Genomic DNA, 19,420 nt, shown 5'->3' with positions numbered 1-19,420 from the left:
TTCGCGCCTCCTTATGGGGTTTCGATGCGCCGCTGCAGCAAGTTGATCAGCAGCAACAGGACGAAGGAAACCACCAGCATCAGCACGCCGATGGCGGTAGCGCCGGTGTAATCGTATTGGTCGAGTTTGACCATGATCAGCAACGGCAGGATCTCGGTTTTCATCGGCATGTTGCCGGCGATGAAAATCACCGAACCGTACTCGCCGACACCACGGGCAAAGGCCAAGGCAAAACCGGTCAGCCAGGCGGGCAACAATGCGGGAACGAGGATGTGGCGGAACACCTGCAAGGGTTTAGCACCGAGGCACGCGGCGGCTTCCTCGACTTCACGGGGAATGTCGGCCAGCACCGGCTGCACCGTGCGCACCACGAACGGCAGGGTGACGAAGGTCAGCGCCAGAGTGATACCGAGCGGGGTGTAGGCGATTTTGAAACCGAGGTCAGCGGCGAATTGGCCGACCAGACCGGCCGGCGCGTAAAGCGCAGTCAACGCGATACCGGCCACGGCGGTCGGCAGGGCGAACGGCAGATCGATCATCGCGTCGATCACCTTGCGCCCCGGGAAGGTGTAGCGCACCAGCACCCAGGCCAGCAGCGTGCCGATGATGCCGTTGATGATCGCCGCACACAGCGCGGTGCCGAAGCTCAGCTTCAACGCGGCCAGCACCCGTGGTGCGGAAATGATCGTCCAGAACTGATCCCAGGTGAGTTGGGCGGCGTGGACGAACATCGCCGCCAGCGGGATAAGCACAATCAGGCTGAGGTACACCAAGGTGTAGCCCAGCGTCAGCCCGAAGCCGGGTATGACGGGGGAGATACGACGCGACATAAAAGTCCTTGGTTAAAAAGCGATCCGCTGAACGCACCCATGTGGGAGCGAGCTTGCTCGCGAAGAAGGAGTATCAGCCAACTCCACGTCGTCTGACACTCCGCTTTCGCGAGCAAGCTCGCTCCCACATTTTCTGCGCCTGGCTTCAGGCTTGATGTGTGGCCGAAGTCAGATTACTGCGCCTGATAAATCTGGTCGAACACGCCACCGTCGTTGAAGAATTTCGGCTGCGCGGTTTTCCAGCCGCCGAAGTCCTTGTCGATGGTCACCAGTTCCAGTCTCGGGAACTGCTGAGCGTACTTGGCAGCCACGTCCTTATCACGCGGACGGTAGAAGTTCTTCGCGGCAATTTCCTGGCCGGCCGGGCTGTACAGGTGCTTCAGATAAGCTTCGGCGATCTGCTCGTTGCCTTTCTTCTCGGCGTTCTTGTCGACCACGGCCACTGGCGGCTCGGCGAGGATCGACAGCGAAGGCACGACGATGTCGAACTTGTCAGCGCCGCCATCTTCTTTCAGCGCCAGGAATGCTTCGTTTTCCCAGGCCAGCAACACGTCACCCTGACCGTTGTTGACGAAGGTGATGGTCGAACCGCGTGCACCGGTGTCGAGAATCGGCACGTGCTTGAACAGGGTCTGTACGTATTCTTTGGCTTTGGCTTCGTCACCGCCGTTGGCTTTCAGGCCGTAGGCCCAGGCGGCGAGGAAGTTCCAGCGGGCGCCGCCGGAGGTTTTCGGGTTCGGGGTGATCACCGAGACGTCGTTCTTGACCAGATCGCCCCAGTCCTTGATGCCTTTCGGGTTGCCCTTGCGCACCAGGAAGACGATGGTCGAGGTGTACGGCGTGCTCGCTTCCGGCAGACGCTTCTGCCAGTCGGCGGGCAGGGTCTTGCCGAGTTTGGCGATTTCGTCGATGTCGCCAGCCAAGGCCAGGGTCACGACGTCAGCGCGCAGACCGTCGATCACCGCACGGCCCTGCTTGCCCGAACCACCGTGGGATTGCTGGATTTTCACGGTGTCGCCGGCGTGATCTTTCTGCCAGAACTTGATGAATTCAGCGTTGTAGTCCTGATACAGCTCGCGCGTCGGGTCATACGACACGTTGAGCAGTTCGTAATCCTTGGCAACGGCGGAACCGGCAAACACAGCACTGGCCAGGGCGGCCAAAGCGTAACGGCGAATCGACGACATGGTGAAAGCTCCTGGAATTCTGGGTGGTGGCTTTTTCTTATGTATTTCGGGAATCGTGTTGTCGGTTCAAAGATCGCAGCCTTCGACAGCTCCTACGCACAGCCCCCTGTAGGAGCTGCCGCAGGCTGCGATCTTTTAGCCCGGTTGTTTGCCCGGTTGCTGCAAACGGAATTTCTCTTTGCGTTCGATCTGTACAACCTGGGCGTTGTGCACAGTGATCTCCACCGCGCCGAAACGCAGATCGCGCAGGGCGCTCTGGATTTCACGCAAGATGGTGGTTTCGTCCTGACCGTCAACGCTGCGAAGGGATGCGCTCATGGTGCTGCTCCTTTGAATGGGATTTGCCTGGCAGTGGGCGGCACTGCGTTCGGCGTGGGAGCAATATAAGAGAGGCGCGGATATTCTTAAAAAGACTATTTAAGAATGTTTATATAACTAGAAAACATTATGTGGCGGGGCAAGGGCTTGCAGCCTGTTGAAGCAAAAGATCGCAGCCTTCGGCAGCTCCTACAGGGATCGGTGTAGGAGCTGCCGCAGGCTGCGATCATTTGATCTTTAAACCAATCACCGGAATTCTCGCCCAGTCAATCTCCTGTGCCGGAACCGGCCGCCCAAACCAATACCCCTGCCCCAGATCACATTCCTGCTCCAGCAAAAACGCCGCCTGCTCAACCTGCTCGATGCCCTCGGCATGCACCTGCATGCCCATACTCCGGGCCAGCGCGATAATCACCCGGACAATCGCCGCATCATCCTCATCCCACGGCAACCCTGCGACAAAACCCTGATCGATCTTCAGCTTCTGCACCGGCAAGCGCTTGAGCCGCAACAGCGACGAATAACCGGTACCGAAATCATCAATCGCCAGACGAATGCCCAATTCACGCAAACGATGCATCTGCTCCAGCGCCACCTCCGGATCATCCATCACCGCGCTTTCCGTCACCTCCAGCTCCAGATACGCCGGATCCAGACCGGTGTCATGCAGCACCTGCGCGACTTGTTGATACAACTCACGCCGGGCGAACAATCGTGACGAAACATTCACCGCGACAAACGACAGCACGACCCCGGCCTGCTGCCACTCACACATCTGCCGACATGCCTGCTGCATCACCCACGCGTCGATTTCGGCGATCAGCCCAGTGCGCTCGGCAATCGGGATGAATTCCGCCGGCGACACCAGACCGCGCTGTGGATGCTGCCAACGCACCAAGGCTTCAACACCGATCAAGCGACTGGTCTTCAAGTCATGTACAGGTTGGTAGAACACCCGCAGTTCCCGTTGCTCCAGCGCCCGGCGCAGTTCGAAAGCGATTTCCACCCGTTGCTGAGCGTGCGCGGTGAGTTCTTCGGTATACAAGGCGTAACCGTTGCGACCGCTACTTTTGGCCTTGAACAGCGCCGCGTCGGCATTACGCAACAGTTGCTCGGCGCTCAACGCGTCACTGGGGAACAGGCTGATGCCGAGACTGGCGTTGATGAACAACTGATTGCCATCAATGCTGAACGGCTCCTTCAGCGCATCGAGAATCCGTTGCGCCAGCGCCGCTGCCTGCACCGGCTGTGGACAACTCTCTGCCAACACCGCGAACTCGTCGCCGCCCAGGCGCGCCAGGGTAATACCGGGGCCAAACAGTTCTTGCAGGCGCGCCGCTACTGCCTTGAGCAAGCGATCGCCGACGTTATGGCCAAGGCTGTCGTTGATCATTTTGAAATGATCGAGATCAAGCATCAGTAACGCGCAGCCGCGCTTGTGGATCTGCGCCGAAGCCAGCGCCTGTTCGGCGCGGTCGCTGAACAGCAGGCGATTGGGCAGATCGGTCAGTGGATCGTGGTGCGCCAAGTGTTTGAGTTCATGCTCGGAATCCTTGATGGCGCTGATATCGGAAAACACCGCAACGTAATGGCTGAGCCGGCCCTGATCATCGTGAATGACCCGGATGGTTTGCCACTGTGGATAAATCTCGCCGCTTTTACGCCGGTTCCAGATCTCGCCGCTCCACTCGCCCTGCGACTCCAGGGTGGCGAACATCGCTTGGTAGAAACCCGGCGGATGATGGCCGGACTTGAACAGGCTCGGCTGCTGCCCGAGGACTTCTTCACGCTGATAACCGGTGATCTCGATGAACGCGCGATTGACGTGCACGATCAACCCTTGGTGGTTGCTGACCAACACCCCTTCGCGGGTGCAATCGAAGACGGCCGCCGCTTGACGCAGGCGTTCGCGATCGGCGTGGCGCTCGCGCAACCGCGCACCGATTCCGAGAAACTCGCACAAGCGCGCCCGCGCCAGGAAAATCAGCCCGGCGCTGAACGCCGCTAAAACGTAACCGTTGATCAGTTGCCATCGGGCAAGATCGACGGAGTTATCGAAGAAATTGTTTAATAAATGATCAGTACCTTGCAGCCAGACAGCGGCAAGCACGAGATAGAGCAGCGCTGCACGCAAAGCATCGCGGTAAGTGGCACGCATTCGGCTGTCCATGTCCCTACAAAAAGGTTGGAATTATAGGTCAAGAAACATCCAGCGACTCTTATCTGAAAGGGCGACTGGTTTTATCTGTGTGCTTGGTGATAATGCAACGGCTGTTTTTATCTTTATCGAGGGCCCTATAGCCTATGTGGTACGAAGGTTTTCTTGGCTTGTCGGCCTGGTCTCTGGTCGCGGTCACCCTGCTGATGACCCACGTGACGATTGTTGCCGTCACGGTCTATCTGCACCGTTACTCGGCCCATCGCTCGCTGGAGCTGAATGCTGGCCTGAAGCACTTTTTCCGTTTCTGGCTGTGGCTGACCACGGCGCAGAACACCCGCGAGTGGACCGCCATCCACCGTAAGCATCACGCCAAGTGCGAAACCGAAGATGACCCGCACAGCCCGGTCATCAAAGGCCTTTCCACCGTACTTCGCACCGGCGCCGAGCTGTATCGTGCCGAAGCGCAGAACCCGGAAACCCTGCGCATCTACGGCAAGAACTGCCCCGAAGACTGGATCGAACGCAACGTCTACAGCCGCTACCCGCTGTTGGGCGTGGCGATCATGGGCGTTATCGACCTGCTGCTGTTCGGCACCATCGGCATCACCATCTGGGCGATCCAGATGATGTGGATCCCGGTGTGGGCCGCTGGCGTGATCAATGGCCTTGGCCATGCCGTCGGCTATCGCAACTTCGAATGCCGCGATGCGGCGACCAATCTGGTGCCTTGGGGCATCCTGATCGGCGGCGAAGAACTGCACAACAACCATCACACCTACCCTAACTCGGCCAAGCTATCGGTGAAGAAGTGGGAGTTCGACCTCGGTTGGGCGTGGATCAAAGTCTTCTGCTTCCTGCGTCTGGCCAAGGTTCAGCGCGTGGCGCCGATCGCCCACCGCGTTGAAGGCAAGGGCAATCTGGACATGGACACCGCCATGGCCATCCTCAACAACCGCTTTCAGATCATGGCCCAGTACCGCAAATTAGTGATCGGCCCGCTGGTCAAGCAAGAGCTGGCCAAGGTCGATCATTCGGTGCGCCACCAGTTCCACCGCGCCAAGCGTTTGTTGTCGCGGGAGACTAGCCTGCTGGAAGATCGCCATCACTTGCGCATCCAGACCATGCTCGAGCACAGCCAGGCATTGAAGGTAATTTACGAAAAACGCTTGGCACTGCAGCAGATCTGGGTCAAGACCAGCGCAAATGGCCACGACATGCTCGCGGCCATCAAAGAGTGGATTCACGAGGCAGAAGCCAGCGGCATCCAGTCCCTGCGCGAATTTGCTGATCAGTTGAAAACCTACTCGTTGCGTCCTGCAGCGGTCTGAGACCGTTGATCGGTGCACCCGGCTCCCGGGTGCACCCTTCGGAACTTCGCTAAAAATCGCCTATCTCAAAGACACTTCGCCATCCCGGCGGGCTGTACTGTGGCCGTTGTCGAATTGCGGCACGTCCTTTGAGATCTGTGCCGATGGTCAACAACAATCAAAAAGACTCATCCTTCCCGCAGTGGCCCGAGGCCGCGCAAACCCTGATGGCGTTGATGCACGCTCAAGGCGAGGTCGCCCGCTTGAGCGAACGCGAACAGCTGTTCAGCTCCTTGCTGGTCAGCGTCAACGCCGTGCTCTGGGCCTTCAACTGGGAAACCCGGCAGGTGCTGTACGTCAGCCCCGCCTACGAACGGATTTTCGGCCGCTCTGCAGGCCTGCTACTCGCCGACTACAACCAGTGGCGCGACAGCATCTACCCCGACGACCTGGAATACGCCGAACGCAGCCTTGCCGAAGTCCTGCACAAAGGCGCGGTGGAAGATCGCGAATACCGGATTATCGCCGCCGACGGCCAGGTGCGCTGGCTCAGCGACAAATGCTTCATCAATCGTCAGGACGAGCCCGGTCAGCCGGTAATCATCGTCGGCATCGCCGAGGACATCACCGACAAGAAGCAGATGGAAACCGAGCTGCACCGTTTGGCGACTACCGACGTGCTGACACAAAGCAGCAATCGCCGGCACTTCTTCGAGTGCGCCAATCGCGAGTTCGAAGTAGCGCGTGTACAGGGCGCACAAATGGCCTTTCTGCTGCTGGATATCGATGACTTCAAAATGATCAACGACACCTACGGTCATCCCGAAGGCGACAACGTGTTGCAGCGGATTGCCGAGTGCGGGCGCGGGTCATTACGTCGAGGGGATCTGTTCGGGCGGATTGGCGGCGAAGAGTTTGCAGCGGTATTTCCCGGTTGTGCGCCGGACATGGCCATGCAAGTGGCGGAACGGCTGCAGCAGGAGATTCAGCGGTTGAGTTTCAGCCATGATGGCCAGACGTTCGGCATCACCGTCAGCCAGGGGTTGACCAGTCTGAACGAGACAGACGACAGCCTCGACAGCCTGTTCGCCCGCGCGGATGCGGCGATGTATGAGGCCAAGCGACAGGGCAAGAACCGCATCATTTCTGCTTGACCCGTATCTCAGCTACACAGAGATCCATTGTAGGAGTGAGCCTGCTCGCGATAGCGGTGTGTCGGACACACAGAATTTACTGACATACCGCTATCGCGAGCAGGCTCACTCCTACATTGGAATTGGGTGAGTCAGGTTATTTGCGCATCCGCATCAACTCCGGCAGCCCGATCTTCAGCAACCGCGCCGTGCGGCTCTTCGCCAACTCCTCAACGCCCTCATGCTCGGTCAAGCGGGCCATCTGCGCCGCCATGTTCATCACCAGCGCCTCACGGGAATACACCCCGCCGCCGAGTTGGTAGACCGACGCAATCAGCTCCCGCAATTCCAGCGGCAATCGCCATCGGGTACGCAACGCCGAACCATAAGCCGCGCCAAACTCGGCCAACGCCTCGCCGACTTCCTCCAGTTCATCCAGCTCACCACCCGCCTGCTGCCATTCCTGCAGACAACGCAGCAACGCCAGATCGCCCAAGCGATGCAGCATACCCGCGCAGTAACAGCGCTCCTGATCGAGATCGAGCAGCCGCGCGAGGGTGCGCGCATATTCAGCGGTGTGCAGCGACAACCCCCAGTAACGTTCGGCATAGTCCGCCAGACACGGATCACTGAGCCTTGCGCTGCGCTTGAGTGCCAGCCCCAGAATCAGGTTCATGCTCTGCCCGGTGCCCAACCGATGCAGGGCTTGCGCCAGTGTCTGCACCGGCGCGCCATGGTGCTGCGCCGCGCTGTTGGCCGCAGCGATCAGCACCGCCGTGATTTGTGGGTCGGTCTTGATCTCATCTTCCAACAGCTTCAGATCGAGGCCATTGGGGTTGAGGCTGCGCTTCACCGCCACCTGCACATCGGTCATCAACGGCGCACCGTCAGCCTGCTCACGACGTCGCTCGAGAAACACCGACAAGGTCATGCCCGGCGCCAATGCCGGTACGTCACAGAAAACCTCTTCACCGGCATTCAGCAGCAAACCCTGCAAACGCTCGGTCAGGCTTTCCATGTTCAGTGGTTTGGTCAGATAGGCCGTCGGTGCCAACGGAATCGCTTCGCGCACGCTGGCGCTGTCGTTACGGCTGCTCATCAGGATGAACGGCAACGGCGGGTTGCGTTTGCGCTGGCGCACGCTGCGCAGCACGCTCAAACCATCGATGCCGGGCAACTCCCAATCAACGATCGCCAGGTCATACGGCACTTCACTGAGCAATGACAGGGCTTGCTGCCCGTCGGCGCACAAGTCTATCCGCGCATCGCAACGCACGTTCAGGAGCACTTGTTTGAGCAGGTCCCGGGACCACGGATCGGCCTCGGCAATCAGCACTCGGGGTACGGCGGGTAAATCAACGGCAGTCATGCGCGCTCTCCCTTGCAATGCCTGAACCTTAGCCAATGCTGGCCATTCGATACAGCGCTAAAGCAATTGATATGTTCACGGGGCGAAAAAAAACCCGCCGAAGCGGGTTCTTTTGTCTATCCGATCACACAGTGCGCGGCTTACAGCTCCGAGAAGCACTCTTCGATGATCGCCAGACCTTTGTCCAGTTGCTCGTCCGGCGAGGTCAGCGGTACGAGGACGCGCAGAACGTTGCCGTAGGTGCCGCAGGACAGCAGGATCAGGCCCTTGTCGCGCGCCTTGGCCACAACGGACGCTACAGCGGCGGCGTTCGGCTTGTGGCTGTCGCCATTTTCGAACAGCTCGACCGCGATCATCGCGCCCAGAGCACGGACTTCGCCGATCACCGGATACTTGGCCTGGATAGCTTTCAAGCCAGTAACCAGACGCTCGCCGACAGCCTTGCAGCGGTCCAGCAGTTGCTCTTCTTCGAACACTTCCATCACCGCCAGCGCAGCGGCGCAAGCGATCGGGCTACCGGCGTAAGTGCCGCCCAGGCCACCCGGGGCGATGGCGTCCATGTATTCGGCCTTGCCGCACACACCGGCCAGCGGGAAGCCGCCTGCGATGGATTTGGCGAAGGTGGTCAAGTCGGCAGAAACGCCCATCTGCTCCATGGCGAAGAAGGTGCCGGTACGGCCAGCGCCAGTCTGTACTTCGTCAGCGATCAGCAGGATGCCGTGCTGGTCGCACAGGGCACGCAGACGCTTCATGAACTCTTTCGGCGCAACGTAGAAACCCCCTTCACCCTGCACAGGTTCGATGATGATCGCGGCGATGTCTTTCGGCTCAGCGTCGTTCTTGAAGATGCGTTCGATGGAAGCGATCGAATCATCGATGCTCACGCCGTGCAGTTCGTTCGGGTACAGCGCGCGGAAGATGCCGCCTGGCATCAGGCCCATGCCGGCCGAGTACGGCACGACTTTACCGGTCAGGCCCAGGGTCATCATGGTGCGACCGTGGTAAGCGCCGGTGAAGGCGATCACGCCAGCGCGGCCAGTGGCGGCACGGGCGATTTTCACGGCGTTTTCAACGGCTTCGGAACCGGTGGTGACCAGCAGGGTTTTCTTGGCGAAATCACCTGGCACCTTGGCGTTGATTTTCTCGCACAGCTCAACGTACGGCTCGTAAGCCAGCACCTGGAAGCAGGTGTGGGTCAGCTTGTTCAGCTGTTCGGTCACGGCGGCGATGATTTTCGGGTGCACGTGGCCGGTGTTCAGTACCGCGATGCCGCCGGCGAAGTCGATGAATTCGCGACCTTCAACGTCCGTCACGGTGGCGTTCTTCGCCGACTCAGCGAAGATCGGGTGAATCTGGCCGACACCACGTGGAACAGCTGCGGTACGACGGGCCATCAGTTCAGCGTTAGTCTTGCTCATTACAGTCCTCATTCGCCGCTCATCGGGCGGCGTGGTTCAAGGATTAAGCGGGAGAAATCGACGGTGGCAGCATGCGATGATCGACTGCCACGGCGTTCCTGGCCGCAGAGAAAATTCCGGTTTGAAACCACGCAAAGGGACAGCGCTCTCGTGCCCTTTGCGTTTGCAGCAATCCTTGTCCGAGCTTAGATGCCCAGGCAGAGGTATTTGATTTCCAGGTAATCTTCGATGCCGTACTTGGAGCCTTCACGGCCCAGGCCCGAGGCCTTGATGCCACCAAATGGCGCGACTTCGTTGGAGATCAGCCCAGTGTTGACGCCAACCATGCCGTATTCCAGCGCTTCCGCGACACGGAACACACGACCGAGGTCGCGAGCGTAGAAGTAGGAGGCCAGGCCGAACTCGGTGTCGTTGGACATCGCGATCACTTCGGCTTCGTCTTTAAAGCGGAACAGCGGCGCCAGTGGACCGAAGGTTTCTTCCTTGGCCACGGCGGCATTTTTCGGCACGTTGGTCAGGATGGTCGGCTCGAAGAAGTTGCCTTCCATCGCCTTGCCGCCAGCCAGCACGGTGGCGCCTTTGGCTACAGCGTCAGCGATGTGTTCTTGCACCTTTGCCACGGCTTTTTCGTCGATCAGCGGGCCAGTGGTGGTGCCGTCTTCCAGACCGTTGCCGATCTTCAGTTTCGCCACAGCCACTTTCAGCTTCTCGGCGAATGCGTCGTAGACCGAATCCTGAATGTACAGACGGTTGGCGCAGACGCAGGTCTGGCCGTTGTTGCGGTATTTGGAAATGATCGCGCCTTCAACGGCCTTATCCAGGTCCGCGTCGTCGAACACGATAAACGGCGCGTTGCCGCCCAGTTCCAGCGAGACTTTCTTGATGTCCTTGGCGCATTCCGACATCAGTTGACGACCGATTTCGGTCGAACCGGTGAAGGACAGTTTGCGCACGATCGGGTTGCTGGTCAGCTCGCTGCCGATGTCGCCGGCGCTGCCGGAGACCACGCTGAACACGCCCGCAGGAATGCCCGCGCGCTGGGCCAGTTCGGCCAACGCGAAAGCGGAAAACGGAGTTTGCGAAGCTGGCTTGAGCACCATGGTGCAACCGGCAGCCAGTGCTGGACCGGCCTTGCGGGTGATCATCGCCGCCGGGAAGTTCCACGGGGTAATCGCCGCGGTCACGCCGATTGGCTGCTTGATCACGATCAGGCGCTTGTCTGGCTGGTGGCCCGGAATCACGTCACCGTAGATGCGCTTGGCTTCTTCGGCAAACCACTCGATGAACGACGCGGCGTAAACGATTTCGCCCTTGGCTTCGGCCAGCGGCTTGCCCTGCTCGAGGGTCATCAGACGCGCGAGGTCGTCCTGGTTCTCGATCATCAGCTCGAACCAGCGACGCAGCTTGCCGGCACGCTCTTTGGCGGTCAGGGCACGCCAGGCCGGCAGCGCTTTGTCTGCGGCTTCGATGGCACGGCGGGTTTCGGCAGCGCCCATTTTTGGCACGGTACCGAGGATTTCGCCGGTGGCCGGGTTGTTGACCTTGATCGTCTGACCGTTGTCCGCATCGACCCAAGCGCCATCAATGAAGGCTTGCTGGCGGAACAACAGGGTGTCTTTAAGCTGCATGTCGGCTTTCCTTAACAGCACCGCGGCCTGCGCGGAGCAAATTATGATTGTAGAAAGGCGCCTCGCAAGGCTGCCGTCAGGGAAATCAGTGACCGGGTGTGGCGCATCGACAGTGCACGATTCGAAACACCGGCGCTTCAACGCCCGGTCAACGAGCGTTTGAAATCTCAAACGGATCGTAGGATCAAAGGGGTTAAAGGACAATAGGTCGTTCGAAAAAAAGAACAAAAACGCCGCGTTTGTGGAATTTTTCAGATCAACGAGCCTAAAGCCTCAGCCGCAGCAAAACCATAGAACAGTCCCACGAAAGCGCCAAGCGAGGGTTTTGCAGGACGTTACCGCTTTATGGAATACCGCGATTTGCGCGGACATGCGCACTGACAATACCCGCCAAAACCCGGCATGGACGCCCCGAGTCGACCTAGGTATGATGTCGCCCGCTGCACCAGTAGCTCAGCTGGATAGAGTACTGCCCTCCGAAGGCAGGGGTCGTGGGTTCGAATCCCGCCTGGTGCACCATTGATTTAACGAGAAAGCCCCGGACTGTCATGGTCCGGGGCTTTTTTGTGGACGATGCAAAGGCACCTGAACGACGTCACTCCGTCGTCCAGTCGAACTCGTCGTAATCATCGTCGTCTTCTTCCTCCTCAACCTCCTCTTCGAAAACGTCGTCTTCATCAACGACATCTTCTTCCGGCTGATTCAGCAGAAATTCCTTACGCGTCTCGGTAATCGCTCGCCGCATCTCTTCGCCCTTCTCCGGGCAGTTGAGCAGTTGGGCGATGCGGTCAATTTTTGCTGCCACGTTGTCCTCCAGCGCATTGGCAATAGCCCGATAGTGCGCGTTTTTGCGGGGCAATGCCAAATGGCTGGGGGTTCAGGCGGTCATTTTTTCTGCAACTGTTCGAGTTGGGCGTCGAGATCGGCGTTCGGGTAGCGTTTGTGCAGGTTGTTGAACAGGCTGTCGGCGGCTTGCGATTGGCCGGATTCGCGAAGGCGCAGGACTTCGCGCAGTTGTGCGTCGAGGCCGTTGGCCGGGGCGGCGGCGCGTTTGCTGAATTTGGCTTCATCGGCGCTGATGGCTTGATCCTGCATCGGTGCGGCCATTTCCATCATCGGCACAGGTGCAGTCATGGCGCCGGCCGGGGCGGACAATCGGTGCAGTTGCGCTGAGTCCGTTTCGGTCATAGGTACGGCAAGTTCGGGGGCTGGGGCGTAGTCGTAATGACGCAGCGGCTCAGGAGCGCGCTGTACCAGTGACAACATCAATGCCACGCCGACGAGGCTGGCGAATGCAACCTGCCAGCGTGGTTTACGGCAAGCATCCAGCCAGCGTTGCCACAGGCTTGGTTTCGGCGCAGGGGTTTGACGCTGCGCAGCGTTGAGGATGAACGCATCCAGATGCGCTGGCGGTTCAGCGTTGTGCTGTTCGCGAACATGTTTAATCACCGAATCTTCCGGTGTCTGGCGGGCGTCAGTCATGTCAGTACCTCCTCGGCCAGCAGCCGACGCAGTTTTTGCTGGGCATAGCGCAAGCGGCTTTTGACGGTTTCCAGCGGTGTTTCGGTGAGGCTGGCGATTTGTGCCAGGTCGAGGTCGCCGTGGGCACGCAGCAAGAACACCTCGCGCTGGTCGGCGGGCAGGGTTTGCAGGGCGCTTTCCAGGCGCTGGCTGTCGCGACTGAGGCTGAGCAGTTGTTCGGGATCGTTGGTTTCATCGCTGACCGCGTGATGTTGCTCGTCGTAGCTGTCGTGCAACGGTTGCCGGGCGCCGTGTTTGCGCCAGTGGTCGATCAGGCGATTACGGGCAATCTGGAACAACCACGTCCGAAATGTCGCCAGCCCTTGTGGCTGACTGCTGCTGCGGATCAGGCTCAACCAGGTTTCCTGAAACACCTCGTCGGCCAGTTCCGGTTTGCCGCTCAATCCGAGCAGAAACCGGTACAAACCCTGACGATGGCGCGCGTACAAGGTCTCGAACGCCGCGCTGTCGCCCTGGCGATAACGCGCCAGCAACGATTCATCGCTGCTGGCGGTTGAGCTGTCTGCCGAGGCAAACAGCTGACTGATGAAGCCTTTCAGACGACTCACTTATTTGATCCGTTGTTCAGTGGCCAACGCGTTCGATGCGGTTGAGCTGCGCAAGCTCTGCGCCAGTTCGACCAGTTGCACGAACTCGTTGCGCAGACCGAAGCGATCATCGCCGCGAGCGCCACGGGCCAATGCCTCGGTGTCCTTCAAGCTGAAGTCGCCGGTATAACGGCCGTCTTTGAGCTGCTGGGAGAACGCGGCCACGGCGGCGGCAAAACGCAGATCTTCGCTGGCGGTTGCAACCTGATTGGCGATGGGCCGTTCGATCAGCAGACTTTTCCCACCTTCGGCACGCTGATAACGCACACGCAGCATTGCTAATTCTCCGCTCTTTGCCGAAACAACAGCGTCGGATTTGCCGTAACGCAGCGGCTCCAGCCAGCCCTGCTCGCCCGCCGGAACAATTTCGTACAGCGCGGTCACCGTGTGTCCTGCGCCGATTTCGCCGGCATCGACTTTGTCATTGCTGAAATCCTCACGCTTCAACGCACGGTTCTCGTAGCCGAGCAGGCGATATTCGCTGACCTGCGCCGGGTTGAATTCCACCTGCAGTTTGACGTTTTGCGCCACCACGGCGAGGGTCGAACTCAACTGATCCACCAATACTTTGCGTGCCTCGCGCAGGTTGTCGATATAGGCGTAGTTACCATCGCCAGCGTCGGCCAGTTGTTCCATCAAGTGTTCATTGTAGTTATCCACACCGAAACCCAGGGTCGTCAGCGAAATCCCGGTTTTGCGTTTATCCACAGCCATTTGTTTGAGGCTGTCGAAGTCACTGACGCCGACATTGAAGTCACCATCAGTGGCCAGGAGGATGCGGTTGATGCCTTTGGGGATGAAGGCTTGCTGTGCCATTTGGTAGGCCAATTCGATGCCTGAAGCGCCGGCGGTCGAACCGCCCGCAGTCAATTGCTCAATGGCTGTACGAATTTTCGCTTTTTCACGTCCAGAAGTCGGCTCCAGCACCACTCTCGATTCGCCGGCATACACCACCAACGAAACGCGATCCTGATCGCGCAACTGATCGACCAGCAATTTCAGCGTGCTTTTGACCATCGGCAGGCCTTCGCGGCGATCCATCGAGCCGGACACGTCGACCAGAAATACCAGATTGGCCGGGGCCAGTTCCGCCACGGCGCGGTCCGAGGCCTTGATGCCGATGCGCAGCAAGCGCGTGTGCGGGTTCCACGGTGAAGCGGCCAGTTCGGTGGTCACGCCGAAGGGCGAGCCATCACTGGGCAGCGCGTAGTCGTAGGGGAAGTAATTGACCAGTTCCTCCAGCCTCACCGCGCCTTCCGGCGGCAGTCGGCCCTGATTGAGCAAGCGGCGGACGTTGGCATAAGCGCCCGTATCGACGTCGGCACTGAAAGTCGAAACCGGTGTCTCGGCGACGCTGTGGATCGGGTTATCGGCCAACGTCTGATACTGCTCGCGCTGCTCGTCGCGATAGCTCTGTGGATAACTTTCACTCAACGGCATCGGCGCGCTGCCCGCATTGGGCATCCTGTACAGCGCGCGTTTGGCCATTGAGCTGTCAGCCATCACGGCTTCCTGTTGAACCAGCACCTCAGGCTGCGCCGGCGCTGGCACAGCAGCGGAATCGGGTGTGGACGAAGCACCGCAACCGGCGAGCGCCAGCAGCACACCAACCGCAACAGGACGCAAGAGAGAATGAGACATGGGGGCTGACCTCGGGATGAATTTGATCATTCATCCCCTGAGACGGGCAGCCCTTTCAGTTAGGGTTAAACGCCGCTAAAAATATTTTCAGCGGTGATAACGGCGCACCGCACTGCTGTTGCGCAGCACATGGCCTTTGATTTTTTCCATCAGCTCGGCGCGGGTCAGACCGGCGGGCAAGGCGTCCGGCGCCAGATCCAGTGCGTAGATCTGGATGATGTAATGGTGCGCACTGTCGCCCACTGGCGGGCACGGCCCCATGTAATGGGTGTTGCCCTTGCTGTTGGTGCCGCCGACACCTTCGAACGCGGATTTGGCGCCGACGCCCGCCGCGATCTGGTGCGTGGTGGCTTTGATGCCGTAATGAATCCAGTGATCGACGCCCAGGCCTTTCTGGCCGTCCGGGTCGTGCATGACGATCGCGTAACTCTGGGTGCCGGCAGGCCCGGCGTTCCAGCTCAGGGCCGGCGACTGGTTCTTGCCACCGCAACCGGGCGCATCGCTGGCCGCTGCCGAGGTGAACAGGCGGTTATCGGAAACACCCGGGATGCTCAGGGTGAAACGCTCCTGGGCCTGCGCCGGAAACTGCACGCAAAGGGTGACAGCGAGGGCCGCCAGCCAGGGGTTGAGAGAGGTCAATCGGGTCATTCCGGGAGCACCTTGTGCAGTGGGGCCGTCGTCGGCTTGCAAACTATAGCTGTACCGTTCGCGCCGTGGCAGTGGCAAATGGCTGAACCTCGCACTACCGCGCAAACTCACAAGAGAAATGCCCGCGAGGAAGCCGATCATGCCCCTGCACCGTGTCGCCCGATTCGCCGATGTCCCTGAAGACCGTGGCCTGCAGGTTGAAATCGGCGAATGCAAGATTGTGCTGTTGCGCACCAACGACCAGTTACGTGCCTTTCAGGGCGAATGCCCACATGCCGGCGCGCCGTTGGCTGATGGTGCGTTGTGTCACGGACGCCTGATCTGCCCGTGGCATAAAGCTGCGTTTCGCGCGGAGGACGGCGCACTGTGCGAGCCCCCGGCGCTCGACAGCCTCAAGCGCTATACGCTGGAACTGCGTGGCGACGAGGTTTGGGTCGATGATCAGCCGTTGCCCGACCCGCATACGCCGCCGGCGGACGATTCGCGCACTTTCGTGATTGTCGGTGCCGGCGCGGCAGGTACAGCGTGCGCGGCGGCGTTGCGGGAAAAGGGTTTCGGTGGGCGGATTGTGATGATCGATCGCGAGGCGGATGCCGGTTACGACCGTACCGTGTTGAGCAAATTTGTCCTAGCCGGGGAGATGACCCCGCAAGAAACACCGCCGCTGCGTGAAGATGACTTCTATAAAGAGCAGCGCATTGAACGTCAACGAGGCGAAATTAGCGCAATCGACGCGCCGAACAAAACCTTGCACCTTATCGACGGCCAGACGCTGAGTTATGACGCCGCGGTGCTGGCCACTGGCGGTGAGCCCAACTCGCTGAAGTTACCCGGCGCCGACCTGCCTCAGGTGTTCGTTTTGCGCTCAAAAACTCAGGCAGAGCAGATCATGAGCTCAGCCAGACCGGAGCAACGCGCGGTGATCATCGGCGACAGCTTCATCGCCCTCGAATGCGCATCGGCCCTACGCCAATATGGCCTCGACGTCACGGTACTGGCTCGCCACGCGATGCCCTTCGCTGCGCAATTCGGTGAAGCCGTGGGCAAGGCGATCCGCGCGCTGCACGAACAGAACGGGGTGAAGTTCATCACCGAACACGCAGCCACCGAGATCATCGGCGATGGCAAAGTCGAGGCCGTATTGCTGGACAATGGCCTGCGTCTTTCGGCGGATCTGGTACTGGCCGGGATCGGTGTGCACCCGGCCACCGAGGCCTTCGCGTCACTGCCGAGGGAAAAAGATCAGTCATTGCGCGTCGATGACGGTATGCGCGTTACGGACGGCCTGTGGGCGATCGGCGACATCGCTACTTTCCCGCTTCACGGCCAGCCGCAACGCATCGAACACTGGCGCCTGGCCCAGCAGCATGCGCGAATCGCGGCTGCCAATATGCTGGGTGGCGAGGAGCATTACCTCGACGTGCCGTTTTTCTGGACCTGGCACTTCGGCAAGAATTACGACTACCTCGGCCATGCCGAACACTGGGATGAGGTCGAGTTTCTCGGCGAGCCTGAACATCCGCCATTTATTGGTCTGTTCGGCAGAAACGGCATTCTGGTCGCTGCAGTCGCTTGCGAGAAGGAACGGGCGATGGCGCTGCTGGCCGAGCGAATGAAGCAACCGCTGGCAATGGAAGAGGCTTGGACACTGGTCCGCGATTACGCTTGATCGTTCCCACGCTCTGCGTGGGAATGCAGCCCGTGACGCTCCGCGTCACTGGACGCAGAGCGTCCCTAGAGGCATTTCCACGCGGAGCGTGGGAACGATTAGTTAACGGGGAAGGGGTTCGCGATTATCGTCATCTTCAGCATGCAGAAAGATCACCCGCGGATGCTCCAGTGGTGCCAGCGGCGGTGGCAGTTCCTGCGGCTGAACCGGCCAGAAATGTGTCACCACATGGCTGATGTCACCCTCCTGATCGTTATGAATGGTCATCACCCCTGGCGTGCGCAACTTCTGAAAGCGGTCATCGCAGAGTTTGAAACTCTTGCTCAGCCCTTCATCGTCAATCACCGGCGATGGCAAGCGGCGCTGGGCGAAGCTGCGGCTTTTGCGCTGCTGATAGCGCGCCCAGGAAATCAGAATCACCGCGTTGACCAAGGCAATCCACAGATAAATCTGCAGGGTGCCCAGCGCGTCGAACGCCGATTTATCGAGCAGCGGCCCGCCCGCGTGAGTTTCGATCAGCGGCCATAAGCCACGGATCAGCAGAAACAGCAGGCCAACCCAGGCCACCACGGTGAGGATCACATCGATCACTACCAGAAAGGGCCGCTGGCGAGTCCGGATGATTTTCATTTGATGACCTCCTCTTCGTCGTCGCCGATCGGTTTGATGCCCCGATCAGGACTGACCCAACGCGCACGTTTCTGATGTTGACCGAACAGCACTTTGGGGAAGCTGACCAACGTGGTCAGCAGGCTGATTAGCCAGAACACCAACGGATACCAGACCACCCAGAACATCGTGCGGCCCAATCCCGGCTCATAGCGCCGATCGATGACGATGCTTACCGCGAACTGCACCAGGCAGACGAAGGCCAGCAGCAACCCGGTAAATGCCGGCGGCATCAGGTGATCCACCGCGATCGCCTCCGGCATGACCACAAATTTGCCAACGGCCCAGAAGATCACCGACAACAGGAAGGTGAACGCCCAACCGGTCGACAGGCAGTATTCGAAGAGCAGCGGCCACAGGTAACGATGGCGGTACTGCCAGATGCCACGAATATTCTTGAACAGCACTTCGGCGCCGCCCTGCGCCCAGCGCAGTCGTTGCTTCCACAGACCGCCGAGGGTTTCCGGCATGAGGATCCAGCACAGCGCGCGTGGCTCGTAGAAGATGCTCCAGTGATCCAGTTGCAGCTTCCAGCTGATATCGATGTCTTCGGTGATCATGTCCGGGCTCCAGTAACCGACGCGGTTCAACGCGGTACGGCGGAACGCGACGATCACCCCGGAGACGGTAAAAATCCGCCCGAATACCCGTTGCGTGCGCTTGATCAAGCCGATGATCGATGAGAACTCACCGACCTGCACCCGCCCGACCAGCGTCGAGCGCGTTCGGATCCGCGGGTTACCGGTCACCGCGCCAAGGCGTGCGTTATCCAGCATCGGCGCGACCAGATACGCCGCGGTGTTCGGCGCCAGCAACGCATCACCATCGATGCACACCAGATACTCACTACGCGCAGCGATCGCCCCCATACGCAGGGCCACAGCCTTGCCCTGGTTTTCCGCCAGATGCAACACGCGCAAACGTGGATCTTCCTTGGCCAGCGCGTCGAGCACTTGCGCGGTGTTGTCCTTCGAGCCGTCGTTGATCGCGATGACTTCGATGTTCGGATAATGCTGGGCCAGCGCCGCATGGATGGTGTCGGCAGCGTTGTCACCTTCGTTGTAGCAAGGAATCAGGATCGAGATCAGCGGCTCGCCTTCCAGTGGCGGCGGCAGGGTGTCGTCCTGCCATGGCCAGTGGCGCTCCCAGTGCAGCCAGAAATACAGGCCGCCGGCAATCCACAACCCGGACATGAACAGCGGGTAGAAGAACACGAAGTCCATCAGGAACTGCCCGGTGACCAGGAAGATCAGCCCCAGCGGCACGCCGAGGACGAGCGCCAGAACAAGCAGGGCTAACAGTCTATCCAGCAT

General features: G+C 59.7%; 17 protein-coding genes and 1 tRNA gene. 4 read left to right on the top strand and 14 right to left on the bottom strand.

Annotation, left to right across the window (positions count from 1 at the left end; genetic code table 11):
* Positions 1 to 11: 11 nt before the first annotated feature.
* The 4 genes from cysT to dibA all read right to left on the bottom strand — a co-directional run bounded on the left by cysT (position 12) and on the right by dibA (position 4,493).
* Positions 12 to 830, bottom strand: coding sequence for a sulfate ABC transporter permease subunit CysT (gene cysT, locus ACOYXH_RS26445; RefSeq protein ID WP_038367238.1), 819 nt, complete (start codon positions 828 to 830; stop codon positions 12 to 14).
* A 173-nt stretch (positions 831 to 1,003) separates the two neighbouring features.
* Positions 1,004 to 2,017, bottom strand: a complete 1,014-nt coding sequence (locus ACOYXH_RS26440; RefSeq protein WP_320413729.1) for a sulfate ABC transporter substrate-binding protein — start codon at positions 2,015 to 2,017, stop codon at positions 1,004 to 1,006.
* 135 nt (positions 2,018 to 2,152) lie between these two features.
* Complete coding sequence (gene oscA, locus ACOYXH_RS26435) at positions 2,153 to 2,335, bottom strand: sulfur starvation response protein OscA (protein ID WP_034151822.1); 183 nt, start codon at positions 2,333 to 2,335, stop codon at positions 2,153 to 2,155.
* Between the two features lie 226 nt (positions 2,336 to 2,561).
* Positions 2,562 to 4,493, bottom strand: a complete 1,932-nt coding sequence (gene dibA, locus ACOYXH_RS26430) for a phosphodiesterase DibA (RefSeq protein WP_460410050.1) — start codon at positions 4,491 to 4,493, stop codon at positions 2,562 to 2,564.
* Positions 4,494 to 4,639: 146 nt separating this feature from the next.
* Between dibA and desA the strand changes: the two genes are divergently transcribed.
* Positions 4,640 to 5,824: a delta-9 fatty acid desaturase DesA gene (gene desA, locus ACOYXH_RS26425; protein ID WP_034151820.1), complete on the top strand. Its 1,185-nt coding sequence runs from the start codon at positions 4,640 to 4,642 to the stop codon at positions 5,822 to 5,824.
* Between the two features lie 143 nt (positions 5,825 to 5,967).
* On the top strand, positions 5,968 to 6,957 hold the full coding sequence (locus ACOYXH_RS26420) for a GGDEF domain-containing protein (RefSeq protein WP_095047051.1): 990 nt from the start codon (positions 5,968 to 5,970) through the stop codon (positions 6,955 to 6,957).
* 136 nt (positions 6,958 to 7,093) lie between these two features.
* Here the strand turns inward: ACOYXH_RS26420 and ACOYXH_RS26415 are convergent, their stop codons facing one another.
* The 3 genes from ACOYXH_RS26415 to gabD form a co-directional block, all read right to left on the bottom strand.
* A complete protein-coding gene (locus ACOYXH_RS26415; RefSeq protein ID WP_095047050.1) occupies positions 7,094 to 8,305 on the bottom strand; it encodes a response regulator in 1,212 nt (403 codons plus the stop codon).
* 140 nt (positions 8,306 to 8,445) lie between these two features.
* Positions 8,446 to 9,723, bottom strand: coding sequence for a 4-aminobutyrate--2-oxoglutarate transaminase (gabT, locus tag ACOYXH_RS26410; RefSeq protein WP_095047049.1), 1,278 nt, complete (start codon positions 9,721 to 9,723; stop codon positions 8,446 to 8,448).
* A gap of 185 nt (positions 9,724 to 9,908) precedes the next feature.
* Positions 9,909 to 11,351 carry an NADP-dependent succinate-semialdehyde dehydrogenase gene (gene gabD, locus ACOYXH_RS26405; protein ID WP_007917688.1) on the bottom strand — a complete coding sequence of 481 codons (1,443 nt, stop codon included), beginning with the start codon at positions 11,349 to 11,351 and terminating at the stop codon, positions 9,909 to 9,911.
* 442 nt (positions 11,352 to 11,793) lie between these two features.
* On the opposite strand from gabD, the gene ACOYXH_RS26400 reads away from it, so the two are divergent.
* Positions 11,794 to 11,870: transfer RNA gene (locus ACOYXH_RS26400), tRNA-Arg, on the top strand.
* 76 nt (positions 11,871 to 11,946) lie between these two features.
* Here ACOYXH_RS26400 and ACOYXH_RS26395 read toward each other — a convergent pair.
* From ACOYXH_RS26395 to ACOYXH_RS26375, 5 genes are all read right to left on the bottom strand, one after another.
* On the bottom strand, positions 11,947 to 12,216 hold the full coding sequence (locus ACOYXH_RS26395; RefSeq protein ID WP_245398013.1) for a hypothetical protein: 270 nt from the start codon (positions 12,214 to 12,216) through the stop codon (positions 11,947 to 11,949).
* Positions 12,217 to 12,236: 20 nt separating this feature from the next.
* Positions 12,237 to 12,833 (bottom strand): hypothetical protein, encoded by a 597-nt coding sequence (locus tag ACOYXH_RS26390; protein ID WP_449123121.1) that lies wholly within the window; start codon positions 12,831 to 12,833, stop codon positions 12,237 to 12,239.
* Positions 12,830 to 13,411 (bottom strand): RNA polymerase sigma factor, encoded by a 582-nt coding sequence (locus ACOYXH_RS26385; RefSeq protein WP_176471279.1) that lies wholly within the window; start codon positions 13,409 to 13,411, stop codon positions 12,830 to 12,832. The genes ACOYXH_RS26390 and ACOYXH_RS26385 overlap by 4 nt, the downstream gene beginning before the upstream one ends.
* 30 nt (positions 13,412 to 13,441) lie before the next feature.
* Positions 13,442 to 15,121 (bottom strand): vWA domain-containing protein, encoded by a 1,680-nt coding sequence (locus ACOYXH_RS26380; RefSeq protein WP_095125237.1) that lies wholly within the window; start codon positions 15,119 to 15,121, stop codon positions 13,442 to 13,444.
* Between the two features lie 87 nt (positions 15,122 to 15,208).
* Positions 15,209 to 15,769, bottom strand: coding sequence for a YbhB/YbcL family Raf kinase inhibitor-like protein (locus ACOYXH_RS26375; protein WP_102899649.1), 561 nt, complete (start codon positions 15,767 to 15,769; stop codon positions 15,209 to 15,211).
* Positions 15,770 to 15,908: 139 nt separating this feature from the next.
* On the opposite strand from ACOYXH_RS26375, the gene ACOYXH_RS26370 reads away from it, so the two are divergent.
* Entirely contained in the window at positions 15,909 to 17,438 is a 1,530-nt protein-coding gene (locus ACOYXH_RS26370; protein ID WP_460410049.1) for an FAD-dependent oxidoreductase, read from the top strand.
* 102 nt (positions 17,439 to 17,540) lie between these two features.
* Here ACOYXH_RS26370 and pgaD read toward each other — a convergent pair whose 3' ends face one another.
* On the bottom strand, positions 17,541 to 18,068 hold the full coding sequence (gene pgaD / locus ACOYXH_RS26365) for a poly-beta-1,6-N-acetyl-D-glucosamine biosynthesis protein PgaD (RefSeq protein ID WP_095047043.1): 528 nt from the start codon (positions 18,066 to 18,068) through the stop codon (positions 17,541 to 17,543).
* Complete coding sequence (gene pgaC / locus ACOYXH_RS26360; protein WP_460410048.1) at positions 18,065 to 19,420, bottom strand: poly-beta-1,6-N-acetyl-D-glucosamine synthase; 1,356 nt, start codon at positions 19,418 to 19,420, stop codon at positions 18,065 to 18,067. The genes pgaD and pgaC overlap by 4 nt, the downstream gene beginning before the upstream one ends.

Source organism: Pseudomonas sp. Mb7 (assembly GCF_054790525.1).
This window is presented reverse-complemented; position numbering and strand designations above follow the sequence as displayed.

Coding starts and splice junctions, on each gene's coding strand:
- cysT (WP_038367238.1), bottom strand. CDS start 830: ATGTCGCGTCGTATCTCCCCCGTCATACCCGGCTTCGGGCTGACGCTG.
- ACOYXH_RS26440 (WP_320413729.1), bottom strand. CDS start 2,017: ATGTCGTCGATTCGCCGTTACGCTTTGGCCGCCCTGGCCAGTGCTGTG.
- oscA (WP_034151822.1), bottom strand. CDS start 2,335: ATGAGCGCATCCCTTCGCAGCGTTGACGGTCAGGACGAAACCACCATC.
- dibA (WP_460410050.1), bottom strand. CDS start 4,493: ATGCGTGCCACTTACCGCGATGCTTTGCGTGCAGCGCTGCTCTATCTC.
- desA (WP_034151820.1), top strand. CDS start 4,640: ATGTGGTACGAAGGTTTTCTTGGCTTGTCGGCCTGGTCTCTGGTCGCG.
- ACOYXH_RS26420 (WP_095047051.1), top strand. CDS start 5,968: ATGGTCAACAACAATCAAAAAGACTCATCCTTCCCGCAGTGGCCCGAG.
- ACOYXH_RS26415 (WP_095047050.1), bottom strand. CDS start 8,305: ATGACTGCCGTTGATTTACCCGCCGTACCCCGAGTGCTGATTGCCGAG.
- gabT (WP_095047049.1), bottom strand. CDS start 9,723: ATGAGCAAGACTAACGCTGAACTGATGGCCCGTCGTACCGCAGCTGTT.
- gabD (WP_007917688.1), bottom strand. CDS start 11,351: ATGCAGCTTAAAGACACCCTGTTGTTCCGCCAGCAAGCCTTCATTGAT.
- ACOYXH_RS26390 (WP_449123121.1), bottom strand. CDS start 12,833: ATGACTGACGCCCGCCAGACACCGGAAGATTCGGTGATTAAACATGTT.
- ACOYXH_RS26380 (WP_095125237.1), bottom strand. CDS start 15,121: ATGTCTCATTCTCTCTTGCGTCCTGTTGCGGTTGGTGTGCTGCTGGCG.
- ACOYXH_RS26375 (WP_102899649.1), bottom strand. CDS start 15,769: ATGACCCGATTGACCTCTCTCAACCCCTGGCTGGCGGCCCTCGCTGTC.
- ACOYXH_RS26370 (WP_460410049.1), top strand. CDS start 15,909: ATGCCCCTGCACCGTGTCGCCCGATTCGCCGATGTCCCTGAAGACCGT.
- pgaD (WP_095047043.1), bottom strand. CDS start 18,068: ATGAAAATCATCCGGACTCGCCAGCGGCCCTTTCTGGTAGTGATCGAT.
- pgaC (WP_460410048.1), bottom strand. CDS start 19,420: ATGCTGGATAGACTGTTAGCCCTGCTTGTTCTGGCGCTCGTCCTCGGC.